General features: G+C 33.0%; 20 protein-coding genes and 1 tRNA gene. 3 read left to right on the forward strand and 18 right to left on the reverse strand.

Translation table 11 applies throughout. The features are described 5' to 3' along the window. Nucleotides 1-165: 165 nt before the first annotated feature. The gene (locus STERM_RS20225) at nucleotides 166-2058 is read right to left on the reverse strand and encodes a BglG family transcription antiterminator (RefSeq protein ID WP_012863483.1); all 1893 of its coding nucleotides are present in this window, start codon (nucleotides 2056-2058) and stop codon (nucleotides 166-168) included. 367 nt (nucleotides 2059-2425) lie between these two features. Between STERM_RS20225 and STERM_RS20230 the strand changes: the two genes are divergently transcribed. Next, nucleotides 2426-2944 (forward strand): dihydrofolate reductase family protein, encoded by a 519-nt coding sequence (locus STERM_RS20230; RefSeq protein ID WP_012863484.1) that lies wholly within the window; start codon nucleotides 2426-2428, stop codon nucleotides 2942-2944. Between the two features lie 118 nt (nucleotides 2945-3062). On the opposite strand, the gene pstA is transcribed toward STERM_RS20230, so the two are convergent. From pstA to STERM_RS20290, 12 genes are all read right to left on the reverse strand, one after another. After that, nucleotides 3063-3944 (reverse strand): phosphate ABC transporter permease PstA, encoded by an 882-nt coding sequence (pstA, locus tag STERM_RS20235; protein ID WP_012863485.1) that lies wholly within the window; start codon nucleotides 3942-3944, stop codon nucleotides 3063-3065. Nucleotide 3945: 1 nt separating this feature from the next. Continuing rightward, a complete protein-coding gene (locus STERM_RS20240) occupies nucleotides 3946-5019 on the reverse strand; it encodes a PstC family ABC transporter permease (protein ID WP_012863486.1) in 1074 nt (357 codons plus the stop codon). 95 nt (nucleotides 5020-5114) lie between these two features. Beyond that, complete coding sequence (locus STERM_RS20245) at nucleotides 5115-6008, reverse strand: PstS family phosphate ABC transporter substrate-binding protein (RefSeq protein ID WP_012863487.1); 894 nt, start codon at nucleotides 6006-6008, stop codon at nucleotides 5115-5117. A gap of 169 nt (nucleotides 6009-6177) precedes the next feature. Further along, a tRNA-Leu gene (locus tag STERM_RS20250) sits at nucleotides 6178-6263 on the reverse strand. Between the two features lie 176 nt (nucleotides 6264-6439). Beyond that, a complete protein-coding gene (locus tag STERM_RS20255) occupies nucleotides 6440-6979 on the reverse strand; it encodes a helix-hairpin-helix domain-containing protein (RefSeq protein ID WP_012863488.1) in 540 nt (179 codons plus the stop codon). A gap of 40 nt (nucleotides 6980-7019) precedes the next feature. Beyond that, nucleotides 7020-7535 carry a DUF421 domain-containing protein gene (locus STERM_RS20260; RefSeq protein WP_012863489.1) on the reverse strand — a complete coding sequence of 172 codons (516 nt, stop codon included), beginning with the start codon at nucleotides 7533-7535 and terminating at the stop codon, nucleotides 7020-7022. Nucleotides 7536-7576: 41 nt separating this feature from the next. Further along, nucleotides 7577-8773, reverse strand: a complete 1197-nt coding sequence (locus STERM_RS20265; protein WP_012863490.1) for a DUF819 family protein — start codon at nucleotides 8771-8773, stop codon at nucleotides 7577-7579. 19 nt (nucleotides 8774-8792) lie between these two features. Continuing rightward, the gene (locus tag STERM_RS20270; protein WP_012863491.1) at nucleotides 8793-9044 is read right to left on the reverse strand and encodes a 4Fe-4S dicluster domain-containing protein; all 252 of its coding nucleotides are present in this window, start codon (nucleotides 9042-9044) and stop codon (nucleotides 8793-8795) included. Next, nucleotides 9034-10440 (reverse strand): coproporphyrinogen III oxidase, encoded by a 1407-nt coding sequence (locus tag STERM_RS20275; RefSeq protein ID WP_012863492.1) that lies wholly within the window; start codon nucleotides 10438-10440, stop codon nucleotides 9034-9036. Before STERM_RS20275 ends, STERM_RS20270 begins: the two co-directional genes overlap by 11 nt. A gap of 3 nt (nucleotides 10441-10443) precedes the next feature. Beyond that, entirely contained in the window at nucleotides 10444-10935 is a 492-nt protein-coding gene (locus STERM_RS20280; RefSeq protein ID WP_147289502.1) for a hypothetical protein, read from the reverse strand. A gap of 49 nt (nucleotides 10936-10984) precedes the next feature. After that, a complete protein-coding gene (locus tag STERM_RS20285) occupies nucleotides 10985-11797 on the reverse strand; it encodes an undecaprenyl-diphosphate phosphatase (protein WP_012863494.1) in 813 nt (270 codons plus the stop codon). A gap of 236 nt (nucleotides 11798-12033) precedes the next feature. Further along, nucleotides 12034-12795: a DUF4240 domain-containing protein gene (locus tag STERM_RS20290; protein WP_012863495.1), complete on the reverse strand. Its 762-nt coding sequence runs from the start codon at nucleotides 12793-12795 to the stop codon at nucleotides 12034-12036. Nucleotides 12796-13072: 277 nt separating this feature from the next. Between STERM_RS20290 and STERM_RS20295 the strand changes: the two genes are divergently transcribed. Both STERM_RS20295 and STERM_RS20300 read left to right on the forward strand, forming a co-directional pair. Continuing rightward, nucleotides 13073-13648 carry a toxin-antitoxin system YwqK family antitoxin gene (locus STERM_RS20295; protein ID WP_012863496.1) on the forward strand — a complete coding sequence of 192 codons (576 nt, stop codon included), beginning with the start codon at nucleotides 13073-13075 and terminating at the stop codon, nucleotides 13646-13648. A gap of 21 nt (nucleotides 13649-13669) precedes the next feature. Continuing rightward, complete coding sequence (locus STERM_RS20300) at nucleotides 13670-14293, forward strand: hypothetical protein (protein ID WP_012863497.1); 624 nt, start codon at nucleotides 13670-13672, stop codon at nucleotides 14291-14293. 126 nt (nucleotides 14294-14419) lie between these two features. Here the strand turns inward: STERM_RS20300 and STERM_RS20305 are convergent, their stop codons facing one another. From STERM_RS20305 to STERM_RS20325, 5 genes are all read right to left on the reverse strand, one after another. Next, entirely contained in the window at nucleotides 14420-14785 is a 366-nt protein-coding gene (locus STERM_RS20305; protein ID WP_012863498.1) for a hypothetical protein, read from the reverse strand. 85 nt (nucleotides 14786-14870) lie between these two features. Then, nucleotides 14871-16916: a S1 RNA-binding domain-containing protein gene (locus tag STERM_RS20310; protein ID WP_012863499.1), complete on the reverse strand. Its 2046-nt coding sequence runs from the start codon at nucleotides 16914-16916 to the stop codon at nucleotides 14871-14873. 118 nt (nucleotides 16917-17034) lie between these two features. After that, nucleotides 17035-17910 (reverse strand): 4-hydroxy-3-methylbut-2-enyl diphosphate reductase, encoded by an 876-nt coding sequence (gene ispH / locus STERM_RS20315; RefSeq protein WP_012863500.1) that lies wholly within the window; start codon nucleotides 17908-17910, stop codon nucleotides 17035-17037. After that, complete coding sequence (locus STERM_RS20320; RefSeq protein WP_012863501.1) at nucleotides 17900-18169, reverse strand: HPr family phosphocarrier protein; 270 nt, start codon at nucleotides 18167-18169, stop codon at nucleotides 17900-17902. The genes ispH and STERM_RS20320 overlap by 11 nt, the downstream gene beginning before the upstream one ends. 218 nt (nucleotides 18170-18387) lie before the next feature. After that, the gene (locus tag STERM_RS20325) at nucleotides 18388-19797 is read right to left on the reverse strand and encodes a glycoside hydrolase family 1 protein (protein ID WP_012863502.1); all 1410 of its coding nucleotides are present in this window, start codon (nucleotides 19795-19797) and stop codon (nucleotides 18388-18390) included. Between the last annotated feature and the right edge of the window lie 73 nt (nucleotides 19798-19870).

The raw sequence follows: 19870 nt of genomic DNA on the forward strand, positions 1-19870 counted from the left end.
CTCCAATCTTAATATTTTTATATTATCGGAAAAATCTAAAACTCCGGTTTGTTTTTATTCTCTTCCTTCATAAATACATTTACACATTAATTATATTGAAAACATATAAAAAAAGCCATTCACTTTTTTTCCCGTTTAAGCGTGAAAAAGAATGAACAGCTCAATTTATTTTTTATTATACCTGTACTTTTTTAGTATTTCTTTTACCTCCCCGGGATTAAGAAGTCTGTTTATAACCGAATAAAAATCTTTTATATTGCTGCTTTTTATATTATATCCCGAAGCTATTATCATTTTTATATCTCTGCCTTTATATCTCAAAGGATATTTAAGAATAAAGATTTTTATAAAGCTTTTCTCATCATCATATAAAAATCCGGGAATTAATATAATACCTGAATCTAAAATAAAATCATAGTTATTTTTATTCTGCTTTAATCCTGAAAATTTAAAAAAATCATCTGTGGTTTCCAGCTTTTGATTAATTTTCATAAACATTGTTTCGTTGATATATGAAAAATAAAATTTCTCAAATCTGCCGGCCTCTATCCTTCTCACAGATACTTCTATCTGTTCTGCCATTTCATGAATATCCCTGTCGTCCATGACCGCTTTTATCAGCACTAATTCTTTGTTTTGCAGCAGCATTTCTTTTTCAGTAGTTATGACAAGAGAATAATCTTCATTTCCTCCCCTTGCTTTATACAAATACCGCGGTATTATTTCAAGGGAATAAATCTCATTCTGAAAATATTTATCAACGGCCGTAACCGCCCTGTATAGCATGCTCATGGGAAGATCGCTTATTAGTACAGCTTTTATTGGTTTCCTGTTACTTTCAAACTCTGCAAAATATGATATTATATATGCTATTTCCGAGTCAGCAATCACAAAATCAAATAAAGGTACAAAATATTCATAAATTATATGTGTAATCATAGGATATTTACGAATAATTTCTCTTTTTGAATAATTTACATTATCATGCCCGTAATTAGTACGAAGCTTTAATTTATGCATATGAAGCAGAAATATTTCTCTTAGATTTTCACTCATTTCCAGCTCCAAAGACAGATTCTCCCTGACTATTTTTATAAAAATATCCACTCTGGCATTTATATCTGCATAAACGGCTTCTAATCCCCGATTTTTAGGCAATGCACTGATTACGTTGCATTCATTTAATTTTTTCTGACAATACACTATTTCCTTATCACTTAGTCTGAATCCTATTCTTTCAGAAATTTTTTCCTTAATTTCCTGCATTAATGAAGAGACCGGAACCGGTTCTCTATCTTCTTCTATAACAAAATCATAGTAACTCCTGATAATTGTAATCAGCATATAGTTTTGAAATATCTTCATCGAGTCTCCGGAAATTATATAATGATGTTTTATAAATGCCTCTTCCAGTATTGAAGAGAGATTACTGCTGAGATACATGTAATTTTCCTTAAGTGACAGAACCTCAAAGATAGAATTATCTGTTTCCAGCGTCTTAGACAGCAAATAGCGCTTTTTTGACTCAGGAGCATTTATCCTCAGACCCTTTGACTGTGATACCTCTATATTTTTCCCCAGTCTCCATGAATCATCCAGAATTTTTCTCACGGAAGATTTTGAAAAATAAAGTTTATCTGCTATTTTCCCCATACTTATATAATTTTTTTCGAACAGAAGAATTGTCAAAATTTTGTTAATACGTCTGAACTCATCAGAGTTCATTCTCTCTTCTTCGATTATCGAAATAAGTTTATTTCTTGTTTTTTCCGTAAGATTTTTAATAATATATCCCTTTTTAGGAGCATATTCAACTCTTTCCTCATCCGGCAGCTCTTCATTAATATTTTTTATCTCTGCTTTTATTGTTCTTGTAGACACGCCTAATGTAGCAGATAAAAACGCACTTGTCGTTTCTCCGTGCTTTCCTATTATATAAGACAATATTAACAGTTGTCTGCCTGTAAACACCTTTATCACTCCATTCGGCTTTATATGATTATTATATATATTTTTTGCCCTGTCTATGCTGCCGACAGTTTTTTTATACTTTAACATAATTCCTTTATTTGTTCAAACTTCTCGGTTTACAGCTATACTACTGTTTTTTCAGCATTATTCCCATTATCCGTTCCATTAATTAACTTTAAATTCATTTATTATAATAATATAAAAAGAGAGAAAAGTCATTTTTTATTTAAAAAACTGCTTTTCTCTCTCCTCTAGTAATTTTATCATTAACATTATACCCTCATTTTTCATTTTGTCAACAGACAAAATAAATATTTTTTTATACTATTGGTATCTTCTGTTTTATTGTAATGATTATGATTATACTTATCTGCTTTTTTTCTGTTGTTTAATTATGCTATAATGCATATAAAACATCATCACTAATTAATAAAAAAGAAATGGGGCGAACTGTATGAGTGTATATTTTTACGGTTGTATTACACTGGACGGATATCTCGCTGACAAAGACCATAATTTAGACTGGCTTTATCAGACAGGCACAATTGAAGAAACAGGCTATGACAATTTTTATGAGAAAATGGATATTACCATCATGGGCAGAAAGACATTCAATGAAATATTACATATGGAAAACCCTCATCTGGTTTATCATAAAACTGAAAATTATGTTTTTACACATGCAAAAGAACTGGCTGTTAATGGATTTAAGCCTGTTTCAGGTAATATTGCAGAGTTTGTAAAAAATATCAGCAGTACAAAAAATATCTGGATTATCGGAGGAACTCAAATATTAGCTCCATTACTGGATAATGATATGGTTGACAAAATGATAATACAAATTGCCCCTGTCCTTTTAGGCGCTGGTATACCTTTATTTACACAAAAAGAAGTTTTAAAACGGTTTTATCTTGAAGAATTGAATCAATACGGACAGTTTGCAGAATTAGTTTACAGCAAATGCAGAAACTAAAATATAAAAAGCTTAAAAAATTTTCATGTCAGCTTCCGTATATTCTTTTGAAATAACTCCGGCAATAAAACTAAAAAATCACAGGCCCGTCTTCAGATAAGCCTGTGATTTTTATTAATTATTCTCCTCTTTCTTTCTGATACTTATTTCTCAAAACTATTGCCAGTGTATTGGCAGAAAGAAGAATAACCAGAAGCACTATTATTCCTGTAGCTGCAAGCTCCTGAAATTCTTTTTTCGGCATTCCCGACCATTGGTATATCTGTATCGGAAGTGCTGTATACCTTGACATTATGCCGTTAGGTATTCTCGTTACATATGATGCTGCACCGACTACCAGTAAAGGTGCTGCTTCCCCCAGTGCTCTGGAAAGAGAAAGTATTATTCCAGTGAATATTCCCGGTGAAGCATAAGGAAGAACAACTGCTTTTATCATCTGCCATCTTGTTAACCCGAGACCGTATGCTGCCTCCCTTAATATCCCCGGTACTGCTTTTATGGCTTCTCTTGAAGAAACTATTACTACCGGAAGAACCATGAGAGATAATGTTACTGCTCCGGCAAGTATGCTTCCGCGAAATCCTTTCAGCCTTGAAAAAAGTGCAAGCCCCAAAAGACCGTAAACTATAGCAGGTACTCCGGCAAGATTTGATATATTTACTTCCAGAAAATTATAAAGTTTACTTTTTTTATTGGAATACTCTTCCAGATATATTGCTGCTCCTACCCCTACCGGTATTGTTATCAATCCTACAAGACCTACCAGCCATAAGCTTCCAAGTAATGCGGGATAAACACCTGCACGCTGCGGTCTTATTTTTGAAGGAAAATTAGTTAAAAAATCAAAGCTCATCCATCTTATCCCCTGCTTTATTATTCCAAACAGCAGCAGTACCAGAAAAACTATACAGAATATAATACAGCTGAAAAACAGATACTTAAAGATCTTATCTTTTAGTTTTCTTATTCTTAAATTATCTATAGCCATTTTTTCCATCATATTAATATTCCTCCCTAAATTTCAGAACTACCGTTTTAGCTATAACATTAAGCAGAAATGTCATGAAAAACAGAATTAATCCTACTACGAATATTGTCTGAAATTCCAGGCTGCCTACCATTACTTCTCCAAAACTTTTATTTACCATATAACCGGTCATTGTCTGAACCTGTCCTAGAGGATTGAAATTCAAAACAGGCTTTGCTCCGGCTGCCATTGCAACTACCATTGTTTCTCCCACGGCTCTGGAAATCGCCAGAATAAAAGAAGAAACTATTCCCGAAATTGCTGCCGGAATCGTTACATTCCATACCGTTTCAAACTTAGTTGCCCCTAATCCCAATGAACCTTCCCTCATTGTTTTGGGTACCGCTTTTAGTGCATCTTCACTTATTGACGCTACCAGAGGTGTTATCATTATACCGACGGCAAAGCTCGAGCTTAAGACATTAAATGTATCCACTCTCAGATTTGATGTTTCTTTAAAAAATCCCACAAAATTAAATGCAAGATACAAAAAAAGGACTAAAAAAATCAAAAATAATATCCCGAAAATTATTTTTGTTCTGATAAAATCTTTATCAATAAATCCTTTTACACATTTTATCATCATGTATAAGGAGAAAAGTACAAGAAAAATAAGTGCTGCTTTTGCCAGCCATGAAATATTTTTCTTTAAAAAAGGCGTTATATAAAACAAAGCAAAAAAGCCATACACTACTGATGGTATTCCTGCCAGTATTTCCAATACAGGCTTTAGTATATTTCTTGTTTTTGGGTTGGCATACTCACTCAGATATATTGCACTTCCCAAGCCCAGGGGAATGGCAAACAAGCATGAAAACACCACTATCATCATTGTTCCCACTACAAGAGGAAGTACATAATATTTTTCTCCTCTCGGATCCCATAGTTCACCATAAGAAAAAAGCTGCTTTAGTCTCTCTCCGTTAAAAAACGGTACTGACTCCAAAAATAAACTGGCAACAATGGCAGCTGTTGTTATTACGGATATAAAAGCAAAAATAAATAATATTACCTTTACTATATTTTCTTTTAAGTATTTATTTTCCATTCCGGCTCCTTCGTTATAATAAATCTAAAATTATCTGTAACAGCTAAACAAGGAAAACCGCTCTTTTAGCGATTTTCCTTCTGTTATTTATTTTTTTATTTCAATTTTGCTTTTTCTGCCGAGTAATCATCCAGCGGTATATATCCTACTTCTCTGGCAAGATCTGATACCTTATCAAGATAAAACTGTACAAAAGCTTTTACCTGTGGTTTTTCTGCATAAGACTTATTATTTACAAAAATAAATATTGGTCTTGATAACGGCTTATATGTACCATTCTGTACTGTCTCAGGGGTAGGCTCGATACCGTTTATTTTCAAAGCTGTTAACTTATCTGCATTCTCCTCATAGTAAGCAAATCCGAAGAACCCGAGTGATCCTTTATCTCCCTCCACGCCCTGTACCAATACATTATCATCAGAGCTTGGTGTATAATCTTTTCTTATTTTATTTTTTCCAAGTATCGCTTCTATAAAGTAATCATAAGTTCCCGAATCTTCATCTGGAGCATATAATTTTATAGGTGTATCAGGCCATTCAGGTCTTACATCCTTCCATGTCTTTATTGTGCTTCCTTCAGACCAGATTTTCTTTAACTCATCTGTTGTTAAATCCTGTGCCCAAGTATTTTCTTTATTTACAACCATTGTAATTCCGTCTTTTCCTACCTGGATTTCTGTGAATTCAATGTTATTCTTTTCAGCCAGTGCTTTTTCTTCCGGCTTCATTTCTCTTGAAGCATTGCTGATATCCAGTTCCCCGACTGTAAACTTTTTAAATCCTCCGCCGGTACCTGATATTCCTACAGAAACATTTACACCAGATTCTACATTTCTAAACTCTTCCGCTACAGCCTCTGTAATAGGTGCTACTGTAGATGATCCGTCTATTATTACTTCACCGCCGAGTCCTGATGATTCACCTTCTCCGCCTCCGCAAGAAACTAAAAGACCCAGTGAAATTAACATTAAAGCAAAAATCTTTTTCATTATATATCCTCCCGCTAACTTTTTTTCTATGGTAATTTTACATTATTTATGTAAACAGAGTATAAATCTAATGTAAAAAAAATGTAAAAATTTTATCGGGATATATCAAAAAACAGCCTCTGTCATAAGACCAAAAGGCTGTTCTATATGTAATCATTTTATTATCAAATGGTACCGAAGGCGGGACTTGAACCCGCAAGAGCCTAAGCTCGTCAGATTTTGAGTCTGATGTGTCTACCATTTCACCACTTCGGCAATACCTATATAGTATATAAAATAATTTTAAATTTGTCAATTCAGTATTTATAATATATTTCATGTTTTTTATTTTATCTGTAATTTGTAAAAAATTTTACAATCCCTTTATTATCGGCAAATCGTCTTTTATAAGCTAAGTATACCAGTGCAGCAGCTCATTCAGCCGTATTTTTTTAATCATAATATTTTAGTCTGCTTTCTATTTCTGTATATCTGTCAGAGCCTATTAATTCTATCAATTCTATATTAGACCTGATTTTCTTCTTTTTTATTACAGGCAGTATTATTTTTATTTCTTTATTTGTAAAACCTGTAAGCTTCAGGGTATCTTCATCCAATTTATTGATATTGTGTCGGTTTCTTACCTTTTCTTCACGTGAAACATATAAAAGCTTCTCTGCTTTTTCCATTCCTGCCTTACCAAAACCTTTTATTGCCGACAGCTCGTTAATTGAAAAAACATCACCAGCGAACTCTTTATATACAGATATTTTTTCTGCCTGTGACTTGCTGAATCCTGCTGTAATAAGATCTTCATATTCAGACCTGTTTATATCCATTTTATCATAATCCTGACTGTATTCTTTCTGCTTCATAGTCAGTCCCGATTCATCTATCTCCACTTTTGTCTTAATATTGTCACTTATGAATATTTTCAGTACATTTCCTGCCAATACAAGGACTATTAAAAAAACTGTAATTTTCAGTTTCATATTCACCCCCGATGAACTTCAAAATATTATTGCTCTGCTTTTATTCTGTATTTTGCTTTACTGCCCTATGACTTTTTCTCTTTTTTAGTGTTTTTTTGCTGAATGAGTCTGACAGCACACTTATATTTCCATCTCTTTCAAGCATAGCCAGATCCACTTCCTTTACTTCTTTCACACCATGCTCTCTCACTGCTTCATATAACTCTTCAAATGTTATTCTGGTTTTTCTCAGATTTTCCTCATTTACATAACCTTTATATATAAGAAGAATCGGTTTTCCCTGTATTGCATCATCCAGCTTCCTAGATCTGTACAGAAGCAATTTCAAAAGATAATTCCATATAAAAAGTGTAATTGCTGCTGTTATACCTCCGCTTAAAGTACTGTTAGGCCCTACCATTGCATTTTGAACAGCATTGCTTATCAGCAGAATAAAAACCAGATCTACTGTTGTCAGCTGTGCCAGTTCTTTTTTCCCAAAAAGCCTTAAAGCCAGAATAATAAAAAAATATACTACAGTTGTGCTAAACGCTATTTTCAAATATTCATAAGCCATTATTACCACTCCTCTTGGTATATTCCCGGATGATACTTGATTTACCCTACAGTATACTTAAGTATGTTTCCTACAATTACTCCCATATAATTTCCCAGAATATATCCCCATATACCAGAAAGCATAACCGGTATAATAAGTGTATTCCATCCTTTGGCTATTGCCATAGCCGCAGCTGTGGTCGGACCTCCTATTGCTGCATTGGTAGAAAGTAATATTTCATCCAGTTTGAATTTGAACAGTTTTCCCACAAACAGTGAAAATAAAAGATTTACTATTACAATAAGCAGACAGAACGGAAATAACACAGCTCCGTGTTTTAATATTTCCATTATTGAAGCAGGTATTCCCAGAACTACAAAAAATAAATATATTAAGAAAGTCCCTATTTCATCTGAACCGTTTATTTTATTGAAAAATTTTGAAAATACAGTAGCCAGAATAAGTGTCAGTGTTGTCATTATCAAATACATATTTCCAAAAATAGTATTTATTATTTCCATGACTGTATTATCTTTTGGTATAACTGTTTTAAAATATCCGGCAGCCATATTGGAAATACATGCTATAAAAAAAGCAACCGCAAGTGATACTGCTATATCTTTCAGGGAAATTTCCTTTCCCTTCCAGTAATCTGCTGCTCCTGTATTTTCACTGCTGTTTTCTCCGCTTTCCAGTCCGAATTTTTTTATCAGGAATTTTGACGATGCCAGATTCATTACTATAAGAAAATAAAGCGCCATTACCATGTTATCAGCAACAATTGTGGCATTTGTTATATTTTCAGGTGCATTAAAAGCGGCTGTCATTGCTACGAAATTCACTCCTCCACCAATATAGCTTCCCGTTATCATTCCGGCTATTTTATAAAGATGCGGAACAAAGGCCCCAAATACAAATGTTGCTATAAAAGCTCCCAGAACTGTCCCTATTGCGGAAATATTAAACATTCCAAACATTCTTCCGCTTTCTTTATAAATTTTTCTTATATCTGCTTTGAACAGCAGCAGCGGAATAGCCACAGGAATTACATAATCCCATACTGTATCATATACCGGACTTGATGTAGGTATTATTTTAAAATTTGCCAGAAGCATCGCTCCCAGCAGTGCTATAATCGCCCCTGTTATTTTAGCGGCCCATTTATACTTTTGTTCAAGTACTATACTTACTGCTGCCCAGCCTATTATTACAGTCCATAAAACCCAATAGTTACTTTCTCCAATTAAAGAATTCATTTCCTCTCCTTATTATATTTTATTTATGATTATGACAATGGCATTCTCCGCCGAAAGCATTCATTATGCTTTCATCAGTTCCGTCATAATATGAAACTGCACTATATTCACATATATCTTTACAGTCTTCACACCCGTCAGGACACTCAAATCCATTGTTTATAGTTATCTGATTATTTACCAGCGTCATATTCTGTATAGGACATTTTTCTATACATTGTTTACATCTTGTACAATTTCCTTTTATTATAGGATACCAATTATCTGCCATTAACTGCCTCCCTTATTCTCTCTTTTTTCTTTTTCAGTCTCTCTTCCAGCTCATCTATCCACATCAGCGGATCTTTAGGATTAATAAGTCTTTCTATTGTTCTGTTTCTTATATCGCCGGTTATCAGCTTAGTTACTGCACCTGCACCTATTCCGATAATTGTCTTATTTTCTTCTATAGTCTCTATATTATAAACAGATTCTTTATCCTGTAATGAATAGCCTATATTTTCTCCCCATTCAAAGCTGTTTTTCTGTCTATACATATAATAAGGATAAAGTCCTTTTTCTCTGGTTATTTTATATATGTTACCGTAAATTTTTTTGTAATTCAGATTTTTTGCAAGCAGATAGTTATCTTTATTTAGTCCGCTTGTTTTCTTTATGGCAAGATTATGTATTGTAAGATTATCCATATTGTAGGTTCCGGCTTTTTGTAAAGTGTAAAGTATATCATCTGTAGTTTCTCCGGGAAGACCCAATATCAGATCCATATTTACTATAAACCCCATTCTTTTTGCCTCATTAAATATACGGTCAAATTTTTCCTGATCATGGTACCGGTTTACCTCTTTCAGAGTTTTCATATTAAAGGTCTGAGGATTTATACTTATTCTGTCTACATTCCAGTTTTTCAAAACCTCAAGTTTTTCTTCATCTATTGTATCTATTCTTCCCAGCTCATATGAAAACTCTTTCAGTTTGCCTATGTCATAATTCTGATTTATTACTCTCAGCATTTTTTCCATTTCTTCCTTTGAGAGTATAGACGGGGTTCCTCCGCCCACATATATGGTATTTACCTCAAGACCCAGTTCTTTTACCAGCTTTCCTATCTCTCTTATTTCATATAACAGTGTATTATAATATTCCTCAAATCTTTCCAGATACTTTCCTTCTTTAAGATATGAAGGAAACGAGCAGTAAGAGCATCTGCTCGGACAGTATGCTATCCCTATATAAATCCCTATTGTCCTGTTTTCCATATATTTCAGTTCACGCTTGGCGATTTCTATAAGAAGTTCTGCTTTTTCCCTGCTCACCTGATAAAAATCCGTCAGTATACTTTCTATATAATGAAGATTAAAACCTGAATCAAAGAATTTATGTACTATTTTGGTAGGACGCACTCCTATAAGGGACCCCCATTTATAATCCTTATCATATAATTTCAGCAGTGAAATCCTCGCCATCACATCCAGCTGGTCATCAAAAGAATCGCTTATTTTTTCATATGAAAACTCCACGGTTTTTTTTCCGTTTGAAGTTATTACTGTGCATTTTTCATCATCCTCCATACCCTCTATCTTTACTGCTTCCTCTTCAGCTTCAGGTACCAGTATCCTTATGAATTCTGTAAGCTTTCCCGGATTCATTTTTATATTTGATTTTACCATTTTTTATTCACCTGTTATTCCGTTATACTTTCTGACTCTTTCAGCTCTCCTAAGCATTTTTTTATATGATCTGAATGTATATACTTCTACTTCTATATTAATATTATCATTTTTGTCAAAAATTCTTTTAAAGGCTTCCAGTCTGCCGTTTCCTTCAAAAGCTATATATGTATCATTTTTTCTCTTTATTGCTTTTATCCATGAAATAGAGGGCAGATATTTCCCGAGAAATTCCCTGTCAATATTCTTTTTTTCCTTTATTTCCGTTTTATTTTCTTCAAGCACTGCTATTCTTTCGTTAAGCTTGGATATTGCATTTTCCCTGTCAATTATGTGTATTTTGTCAATCTTGTTCAGCGGAACCATAAGAAACTCAGAGCTTCTCCTGTTTCTCCCGGCATCTATCATAAACTTGGCAAGAAAAATATCTTTTTTCTCCAGGTCTTTTACTTCTTTCCTTTTAGAAAACAGATAGTTCCACAGTTTTCTTAACATTTTAAACATTCTGTCTGCCCTCATTCCGTTATCATTTAGATACTGCTGTTTACTTAGTCATAAACATGAATGCCAGCATCACTATTCCCAATATTATTCTATAATATCCGAAAACTTTAAAATCATGCTTTTTTATGTAATCAAGAAAGAGCTTTATTACTATATAAGATATAATAAATGACAAAACAAATCCAAGAGCTATGAGGAATACCTCATATCCCGAAAGATTAAACCCTGATTTCATTATCTTATAGAAGCTTGCCCCGAACATCGTCGGAATTGCAAGAAAAAATGAGAACTCTGTTGCCAAGACTCTTTCCAGTCCCAGAAGAACTCCTCCTATTATGGTAGCTGCTGATCTTGATGTTCCCGGTATCATCGCCAGACATTGGAAAAATCCTATTCCCACAGCTGTCTTAAAGCTGAGCTCCTGTATAGTTTTAGTTTTTACCTTTACTTTTTTGCTGCTTTCTATAATTATAAGAATAACACCGTAAATAATAAGCATTAAGGATACAGTAAAAGGATTAAAAAACTTTTCTTCCAAAATATCATCGAATAACTGTCCGAGAACTACTGCCGGCAATACTGCTACTGCTATTTTTATCCACATATTCCATATGTCCTTGTTTTTTTCCTTGTCATTTGAAAAGGGCCATAATCTGGGAAAATAATATACAAGTACTGATAATATTGCTCCAAGCTGTATTATTATCAAAAATGAATCAGTAAATTCTTTATTTGAAGATAACTTTATAAAATGATCCACGATTATCATATGCCCTGTACTGCTTACCGGAATAAATTCCGTAAGACCTTCCACAAGGCTCAGAATAAAAACTTTTATTATGTCTAAAATCATTGTATTTCCTCTTTCTTTTTTTATTTTATGATTATACCATGTTTTATGCTATAAAAACAGAATTTTAATTTAATTCTGAATCTTTCTGTTGAACACTGAAAAATATTAATTTTTTGAAAAAGCATAAGGATTAATTATCATATCAAATAGAAAGAAATTAAAAAACAGGATCTGAATTTATATATCCTTTCCTGTCTTTTCAATACCTGTGAAATTTTTTATTTCGCAATTCGTTTTTAAAACAAATCCAGTTCCAGCCCCAAATCCTTTCTTCTCTTCAAAAGCTTTGGAACCACATTCTCCAGATCATCCATTGCATCTTCAAACGAGTCGTAATCTCCATATTTGGAATCATCCATAAATACGATATCTTCTTCTATCTCTTTTATCTGCTCCTTTGACAGCTTCACTTTTTCATCATTATCATCTGTATGAGGAATTCCCGAATCGTAATATTCCCCGCTGTATGCAATCAAATCATAATCCTCCTCCAGAAGTCCCATAGAAGCAAGATTTTCAAACTGGGCACCCTCGCCATACGTCTCCCTGCTTAATTCTTCCAGAATATCCGGTGATAATTCTCCCAGCATTTCAGATTCAGAGAAATACTCCTCATCTTCCCCGTCAAAAAGCTCCATATTAATATATTTATCCAAATCAGGCAGCCCCATAAAAGGAATATATTCCAGCTCCGACAGCGAATCAGGGTCTCTCAAAGCATTGAGCAGCACTTCTTTTCCCTGGGCAATCATCCATAGATTAAAATAAAGAGAAGTATCATCACTGACATATCCGTTTATTGCTTTACAGGCCATATCCAGCCATACGCATTCATTGATACTTTCCAGATATTTTCCGGTATACAGATAAAACTCTATTCTTTCTTTTTGATCAAGCTTTGAAATATGCTCATGTCCGAACTCGTGGAAGAAATTTAAGTCATTACCGCTTTTTTCCCTGAAAAGATCAATTAATTTCCAATATGATTCCTTTGTCATCACTATCCTCCTTACTTAAAGTTATTATGCTGTTTACTTTTTGTTCTTAATTAATTATAACGTGATTTTCTGTTTAGTAAAGACCATCTGATAAACTAATTATAATTTTATACGAAAGTACATAATACTGCACCGGAATAAAATAACCAAATCGTTAATTAGATATATAAAAATCTCAGGAAACATTATTAAGAAAATAATTATAATTGACAAATACATATAAATATATGTATAATTAATAACATTTAAAAGATAAAATAATAAAGGGTGGTAAATAATGAAGTTTTTGGTATATTTTTTTATTTCTATTTCTTTGATATCTTCAACTGAAATAGATTTTTTTAGTATTAAAATCGAAAAAGGGAAAAATAAAGAGAGAGTATACAGCTCAGACGGGAAAATCTTGGATAAAGCAATAAGCATAATAAATTTCCCCGAAGAATTAAGTATAGCATCAAAAGAAGGGTATAATATTTCCGGTTTATGCGATACAGAAAACATAAATATCACTAAAATATCAAAAATTGACGTGGAATTCAAAAACGGTATTTCTACACAAAATATAAAATGCTATAACAGAAAGAATATTTTATTTTTTGAAAGTGAAATATTGGAAAATAATTTCCTCAGAATATCAAAATATGATATAAACGGAATATTGGATCAAAAAAAGCTATATAATGATAATATTATTGAATTTTATTCATATTATGATAACGGTCAGATATTAAAGGAAGGAAACTTTAAAAACCATAAAAAAGAAGGCACATGGAAGGAATATTACAAAGACGGAAGTTTAAAAAGCGTAACAGAGTTTAAAAAAGACAGAATTATAAATATTGTAAAGTATTAAATGAAAGGGTGAGGAAAAATCATGAAAAAAATTATGATATTATTGGTATTATTAGGAGGATTCACATTTAGTTCGACAGTTTACATTGATATTGCAGGACCGGAATATCTGACAGTAAATGCAGATCAAGGTTTTAATCTAAACGGAATTCCATTGCACATGTTTACTAAAAAAGGAAGAGATACCGAAGCAAGAGCATACAAATTAACCGGTTATACAGTATCCGGAAAAGTGTATGCCGCAGAGAAGCTTTACAGTTATTTTCTGGAAAAAATTGCTAAAAACGAGACTTTTGAAGAGGAATTAAATAAATTATCAGAATTACCCTCAGAGGAGAAAGAAAACATACTGAATTCCCTGAGCAAAAGCTTTACCTCAAAATGGAGCGACAACGGAGTAAAGATAATTATCAGCAATTCTTCCAATAAAAAACTGTTTAATAAGAAAACAAGAAAAAGTGCTATATTTTATGACGATGTGGAGCATAAATTATATTTCAACGAGGATTTATTTGATTTCACAGACAAAGAAAAAATTACAGGCTCTGTAGGATATGCAAACTATGACCATTTTCTGTTTTATAATAATGAAAAATGGAATGAATGGGATTTTTCAGACATAAATGATTTTTTTGGCGTTAAGTAAAATGAAGTAAGTAATAATAAATTTTTTTAATAACTTAGCTTGTAACAATCTCTAAATAAATAACACACAGGAACGGTATCTGATCCGATACCGTTCTTTGTTTAAAAACAGGCAGATATCTTATCATTAATAAATTTCAAATATTAAAGCAGATATCTCGGCTTGCGAGATTAACTTTTCAAAATATACGCATAAAACTTTTATTCCATATAAGATATCTTCGACAGCATATCCCCAGTCTCCAGCTAATTCATCAGCTGCGAATTTCCCTTCCTCTAATACCTTCAAAGCCTGCCGGGCTTGCTCAGCCAGAATTTCCATAGCATAGGAATCAGTATTTCCGCTAAAATTCTCCAAAAAATTAAAAACAATATCACATTCATCTATATAATCAAGAACAGCCATATACACATCTCCGGAAATACTCTGTTCGTCATATATTTCTTTTATTTCTCCGTTTTTCTTTTCCAAAACCCTAAATAAAGCTGACATTTTTCACTCCTCCATAAATCATCAATATAAGCAAAGGACTGTATCACTTTGGAAATGATACAGCCCTTCTATATAAACTATTTTATTATTCTTCTTTTTTTACACCATAAATTTCGAGAAGCTCTTTTAATTCTTTTTCTTCCTCCATTTCAGAAATCTTCTTTACAGAAAGGATAACTGACTTTCTTTTTTCATGCATTTCCGTGATAATTCCTTCTACTGTATCTCCTACAGCCAGTGTTGTATTTTCCGGAAGCTCCTTTTTAGGAATCAAAGCGCTGAATCTGTCTGTGAGCTTTACTATATAACCGTTTTCTATCTCATTTTCTACAGATACTTTTACTTTATTTCCTATTTTATACATGCTTTCCATTTCTTTCCATGGTGATTGAGTAAGCTGTTTTATTCCTCCGCTGATTTTTTTCTCTTTCTCGTCAATTTTCAGAATTCTAAAGTTAACTATATCTCCGAGCTTATATTCTTTATGCTCTTCCTTTTCCCATGAAAAATCATTACGATGTATGAATACCTCCAAACCGTCTTCCAGTTCGGCAAATATTCCGTATTCCTGAATATTTATCACTTTTCCGCTTACTTCCTGATTCAGAGTGTATTTATCATGTATATTTGCCCATATATCATCCAGAATAGCTTTCATGCTTAATGATACTCTTCTTTTTTCCTCATTAAATTCAAGAATCTTAAATTTAATTTTTTCTCCTACAGTAAATTTCTCTTTCAGATTATTTACCCGTCTGTATGAAATTTCAGAAATATGAACCATTCCTTCCACATTTTCCTCCATTTCAACTAAAAGTGCAAAATCCAGTATTTCTTTTATCTCTCTTTCCAGAATCTGTCCTTTTTGATACTTGTCCTTTACAGTTTCCCACGGGTCACTGCTCAGACGCTTTATACTCAGCTTAAATATCTTAGCATCTTTATTCAGCTCTATAATCTTTGCTTTTACAGTATCTCCCAGCTTGAACTGTTCTATTACTCCAGTATGTGCTCCCCATGATATTTCAGAAATATGTATAAATCCGAGTACATCATCCACACTTGGAAGTATTGCAAAATCCAGTATTTTTTCTATTACTCCCTCTACTGTATCTCCTACTTTATAGTTTTCGACAAGCTTATCCCAAGGGTTTTCATCCAGCTGCTTTACACTTAATTTATAGTTTCTTCCCTTTTCGTCTATCTCTATTATTCTTGCTTTCAGCTTTTGCCCCAATGAATAACATTTTGACAATTCCTCTATCGGATGCCAGCTTATTTCAGAAATATGTATAAACCCTCTGTTATGCTCATGCTCTACCACAATACCGAAAGGCATTACTTCACTCACTTCCGCCTCAAGCACATCTCCTGTTTTATACTTTGCTATAAATATATTCCACGGATCTTCCTTCATTTGCTTTATACTCATTTTTATTTTCTTGTTTTCTTTATCTAATTCTATTATTTTGGCTTTTATTTTATCATTTGCATTAAATAAATGTTTCAGATCTTTTACTGATGACCAGTCTACTTCGGAAATATGTATAAATCCTGTTGTTTTTCCTAAATCTACTATTAATCCGAAATCCAGAATTTCCTTTATTGTTCCTTCCAGTACATCTCCCTTTTGGACTGTCTGATAAAAATCTTCCTCTTCTTTTTTTACTAAATCACTTCTTGACAATGTCAGATTTTTTGTATCTTTATCTATTATCAAAAACTTAAATTTTTTATTTTTATATTCATCATCACGTCTTAAATTAGAAATCGAAAACGGAAGGAAGCCAATATTTTTCCCTAATTTTACTTTATATCCGCCTTTTATTTTTTCTATTATTTCTCCCTGAATAATATCCCCTGTTTCATATGAAGCAAATTCTTTTTCTTTATCCAGCAAAAACTTAGAAACTATGATATTTTCACCATCGTTTCTTATGATTTTCACTTCTACGACTTCACCCACATTAAGATTTTCAATCTCGTTGGTATAAATTTTACCTTCAAGCTTGTCATTAACATCTAGATAAGAAAAGTCTTTTTCTTTTCTAAGTATTATTCCCTCTATCAGTTCCCCTTTCTTCTTTTCCTCCGGTAAATACTCATTTAACAGCGTCTCGAATTCATTCATATTATTACTCCTTTTAAACTTAGTGTTTTGTCTAACTATATACTAAATAAACCAATATTTATTAACATCAAAACTATTGTTCCCGTTTCTGCTTATTTTTGTCTGTACTGACAGGGTATTAGTCTTCCAGTTCTTTTATTTTATTTTCTATTATTGCTATTAATTCTTCAGGAGTGGATGCTCCCGCAGATACTCCTAATTTTCTTACTCCGTCTAACATATGTTTCTTTATATCATCGTTATTTTCAATCAGATAACTTTTTTCATTAAGATTTTTTGATATCTGATAAAGCTTTTTTGTATTTGAGCTCTGCTCGCTTCCTATTATAAAAACTGCGTCTACTTCCTGTGCCAGCTTTTCAATCGCCGACTGTCTCTGATGTGTTGCTCCGCAGATAGTCTTTACTACTTTATAATTAATGAATCTGTTTATTATATAGTCATTTATCTCCTGAAATATAAATCTGTTATAAGTTGTCTGAAATAAAAATACCCATTTTTCATTTATGTCCAGCTCTGCCTGCTTTAATTCATCAAGGCTTCCAAAAATCAAGGGCTTTATTCCATAGCTGGTTATTCCCTTTACTTCCGGATGATCTTTATCTCCTATAAATACACTCTTATATCCTCTTTGCTCCCAGATCACTACCTGATCCCTTGCACTCTTTACATAAATGCATGCCATGTCAATCAGCTTTACACCAATTTCCAGGAGCTTTTTCTGTACATTCTGTGTTGTTCCGTGTGCCCTGATTATTACAATATCTCCGCTTTTCAGAGGTGTATTATTATTTAATACATCTTCCTCAGATACAAAAATAACACCTTTTTTAAGTAATTTTTCTATTACGAATTCGTTATGCACCAGCATACCCAGAACATATATCTGTCCCCTGTTCATATCAACGTATCTGTGTACCTCGTCCACTGCTTCCCTTACACCAAAGCAAAATCCCATATGCTCGGCTCTGATAATCTCTATATTAAGTTTCATTAAATTTCTCCTCTTCGATTAAAATTCTAAGAGCTTCCAAAACTTCCTCCTCATCTTCACCGTCTGCAGTTATTGCCAGTACTCTGCCTTTTTCAGCAGCCAGAAGCATAAGTCCCATTATACTTCTCCCGTTTACTTCTTCTCCGTTTGTTTTTACAATTATTTCCGAATCATACTCACTTACCAGCTCTACAAATTTAGACGACGGCCTCGCATGAAGACCTGCCTCATTTTTTATCTCCACTTTTATTTCCTTCATGTTTTGAATCTCCTAAAATTTTTATCTTTAAATAACTTAATTATATCGTATTATCAAAAATTTTTAAAGTGCTTATTTTTGGTTTTATTACAGATTTTGTAAATATTTCAGACAAAAGCCGTTATTTTCAATCTTAATACAAATTATTCCCATTGGTTTTTTTTTGTAAAAAACTGACGGGACTTAGTAAATCCTCATCAGCTTTTCTTTTGGAAGCTTTATTCAAATTCATCTTCAAGCGGTTCAAAGCCATTTTCTTCAATTACTTTTTTTATCCAGTATCCTGATTTTTTTATTGTTCTGTTTCTTGTTTTCAAATCAAGAGATACATAACCGTATCTGTTTTTATAAGCATTAGTCCATGACCAGTTATCCACAAATGTCCACAGGTGATATCCCTGACAGTTCGATCCTTCTTCCATTGCTTTATGAAGCCATTCCAAATGTTCCTTTATGAATTCTATTCTGTAATCATCCTCTATCATACCGTCTTTATTTATAAAACGCTCTTCATTCTGCACTCCCATGCCATTTTCCGATATAAACCATTTGATATTGCCAAATTCATTTTTTACACGCATTGCTATATCATAAATTGATTTCGGATATATTTCCCAGCCTCTGTACACATTCATACGTCTGTTAGGCATTTCATAATCATCAAAATACCAGTTAGGTGTAAATGGTGCATTTACATTAGGAGCATATTTAGGAGCATTTACACGCTGCGGCTGGTAATAGTTTATCCCTATAAAGTCTACAGTATTTTCTTTTATTAATTCCTTTTCCCCAGGAAGGATATCAAACATACAGTCATGCTTTTCCAAAATTTCCAGATATTCATCATCGTATTGTCCGTTTACGCACGGATCCATAAATATCATATTAAAAAACAGATCTGCAACCCTTGCAGCATACTTATCCGCACTTCTTGCGCTTCTTGGTATCGGCGGAAGAAGATCCAGCACTATTCCTATTTCTCCGCTCAGCTGTAAACTTTTATATACTTTACAAGCTCCCGCATGTGCAAGAAGAATGTTATAGCTCGCCTGTGCAAAGGATTTTGTACTTAATTCCGCAGGATATATAAAATTATACAGATATGCTCCTTTTGTGTGTGCAACAGGCTCATTAAAAGTTATCCATCTTTTTACTCTGTCACCGAAAAGCTCAAAAGCTGTCTTAGCAAACTTTACATATAGCTCTGTTACCTTTTTACTTTTAAAGCCTCCATATTTCTGCTCAAGCTCAATGGGAGTATCAAAGTGAAAAAGATTCATTACAGGTTCAATCCCGTTTTCCAGCATTTCATTGATATAATTATTATAAAATTCCACAGCTTTTGGATCCGGCTCGCCTGTTTCAAGATTTTTTATAAGTCTTGTCCACTGAATAGATGTTCTGAATGACTTTAAGCCTAATTCCGCCATTATTTTTATGTCTTCCTTATATCTGTTATAGCTGTCGCATGTTATCTTCGGTCCTACATTCTGGTAAAAACGCTCTTTATCATTTTTATACCAGTAGTCCCATAAAGATTCATGCGGTTTATCCTGTGACCCTTCACTCTGCGGTCCGCTTGACGCTGTACCCCAATCAAAATTTTCCGGAAATTTAAGCTTTTTCATATCTATATCCTCCTAAGGTTAAAATCTATTTTACCAATTGTGCATTTCACACTTTACAAAAAATAAAACTTAA

Origin of the sequence: Sebaldella termitidis ATCC 33386 (assembly GCF_000024405.1) — a bacterium.
In the GTDB taxonomy this organism is placed as follows: Bacteria; Fusobacteriota; Fusobacteriia; order Fusobacteriales; family Leptotrichiaceae; genus Sebaldella; species Sebaldella termitidis.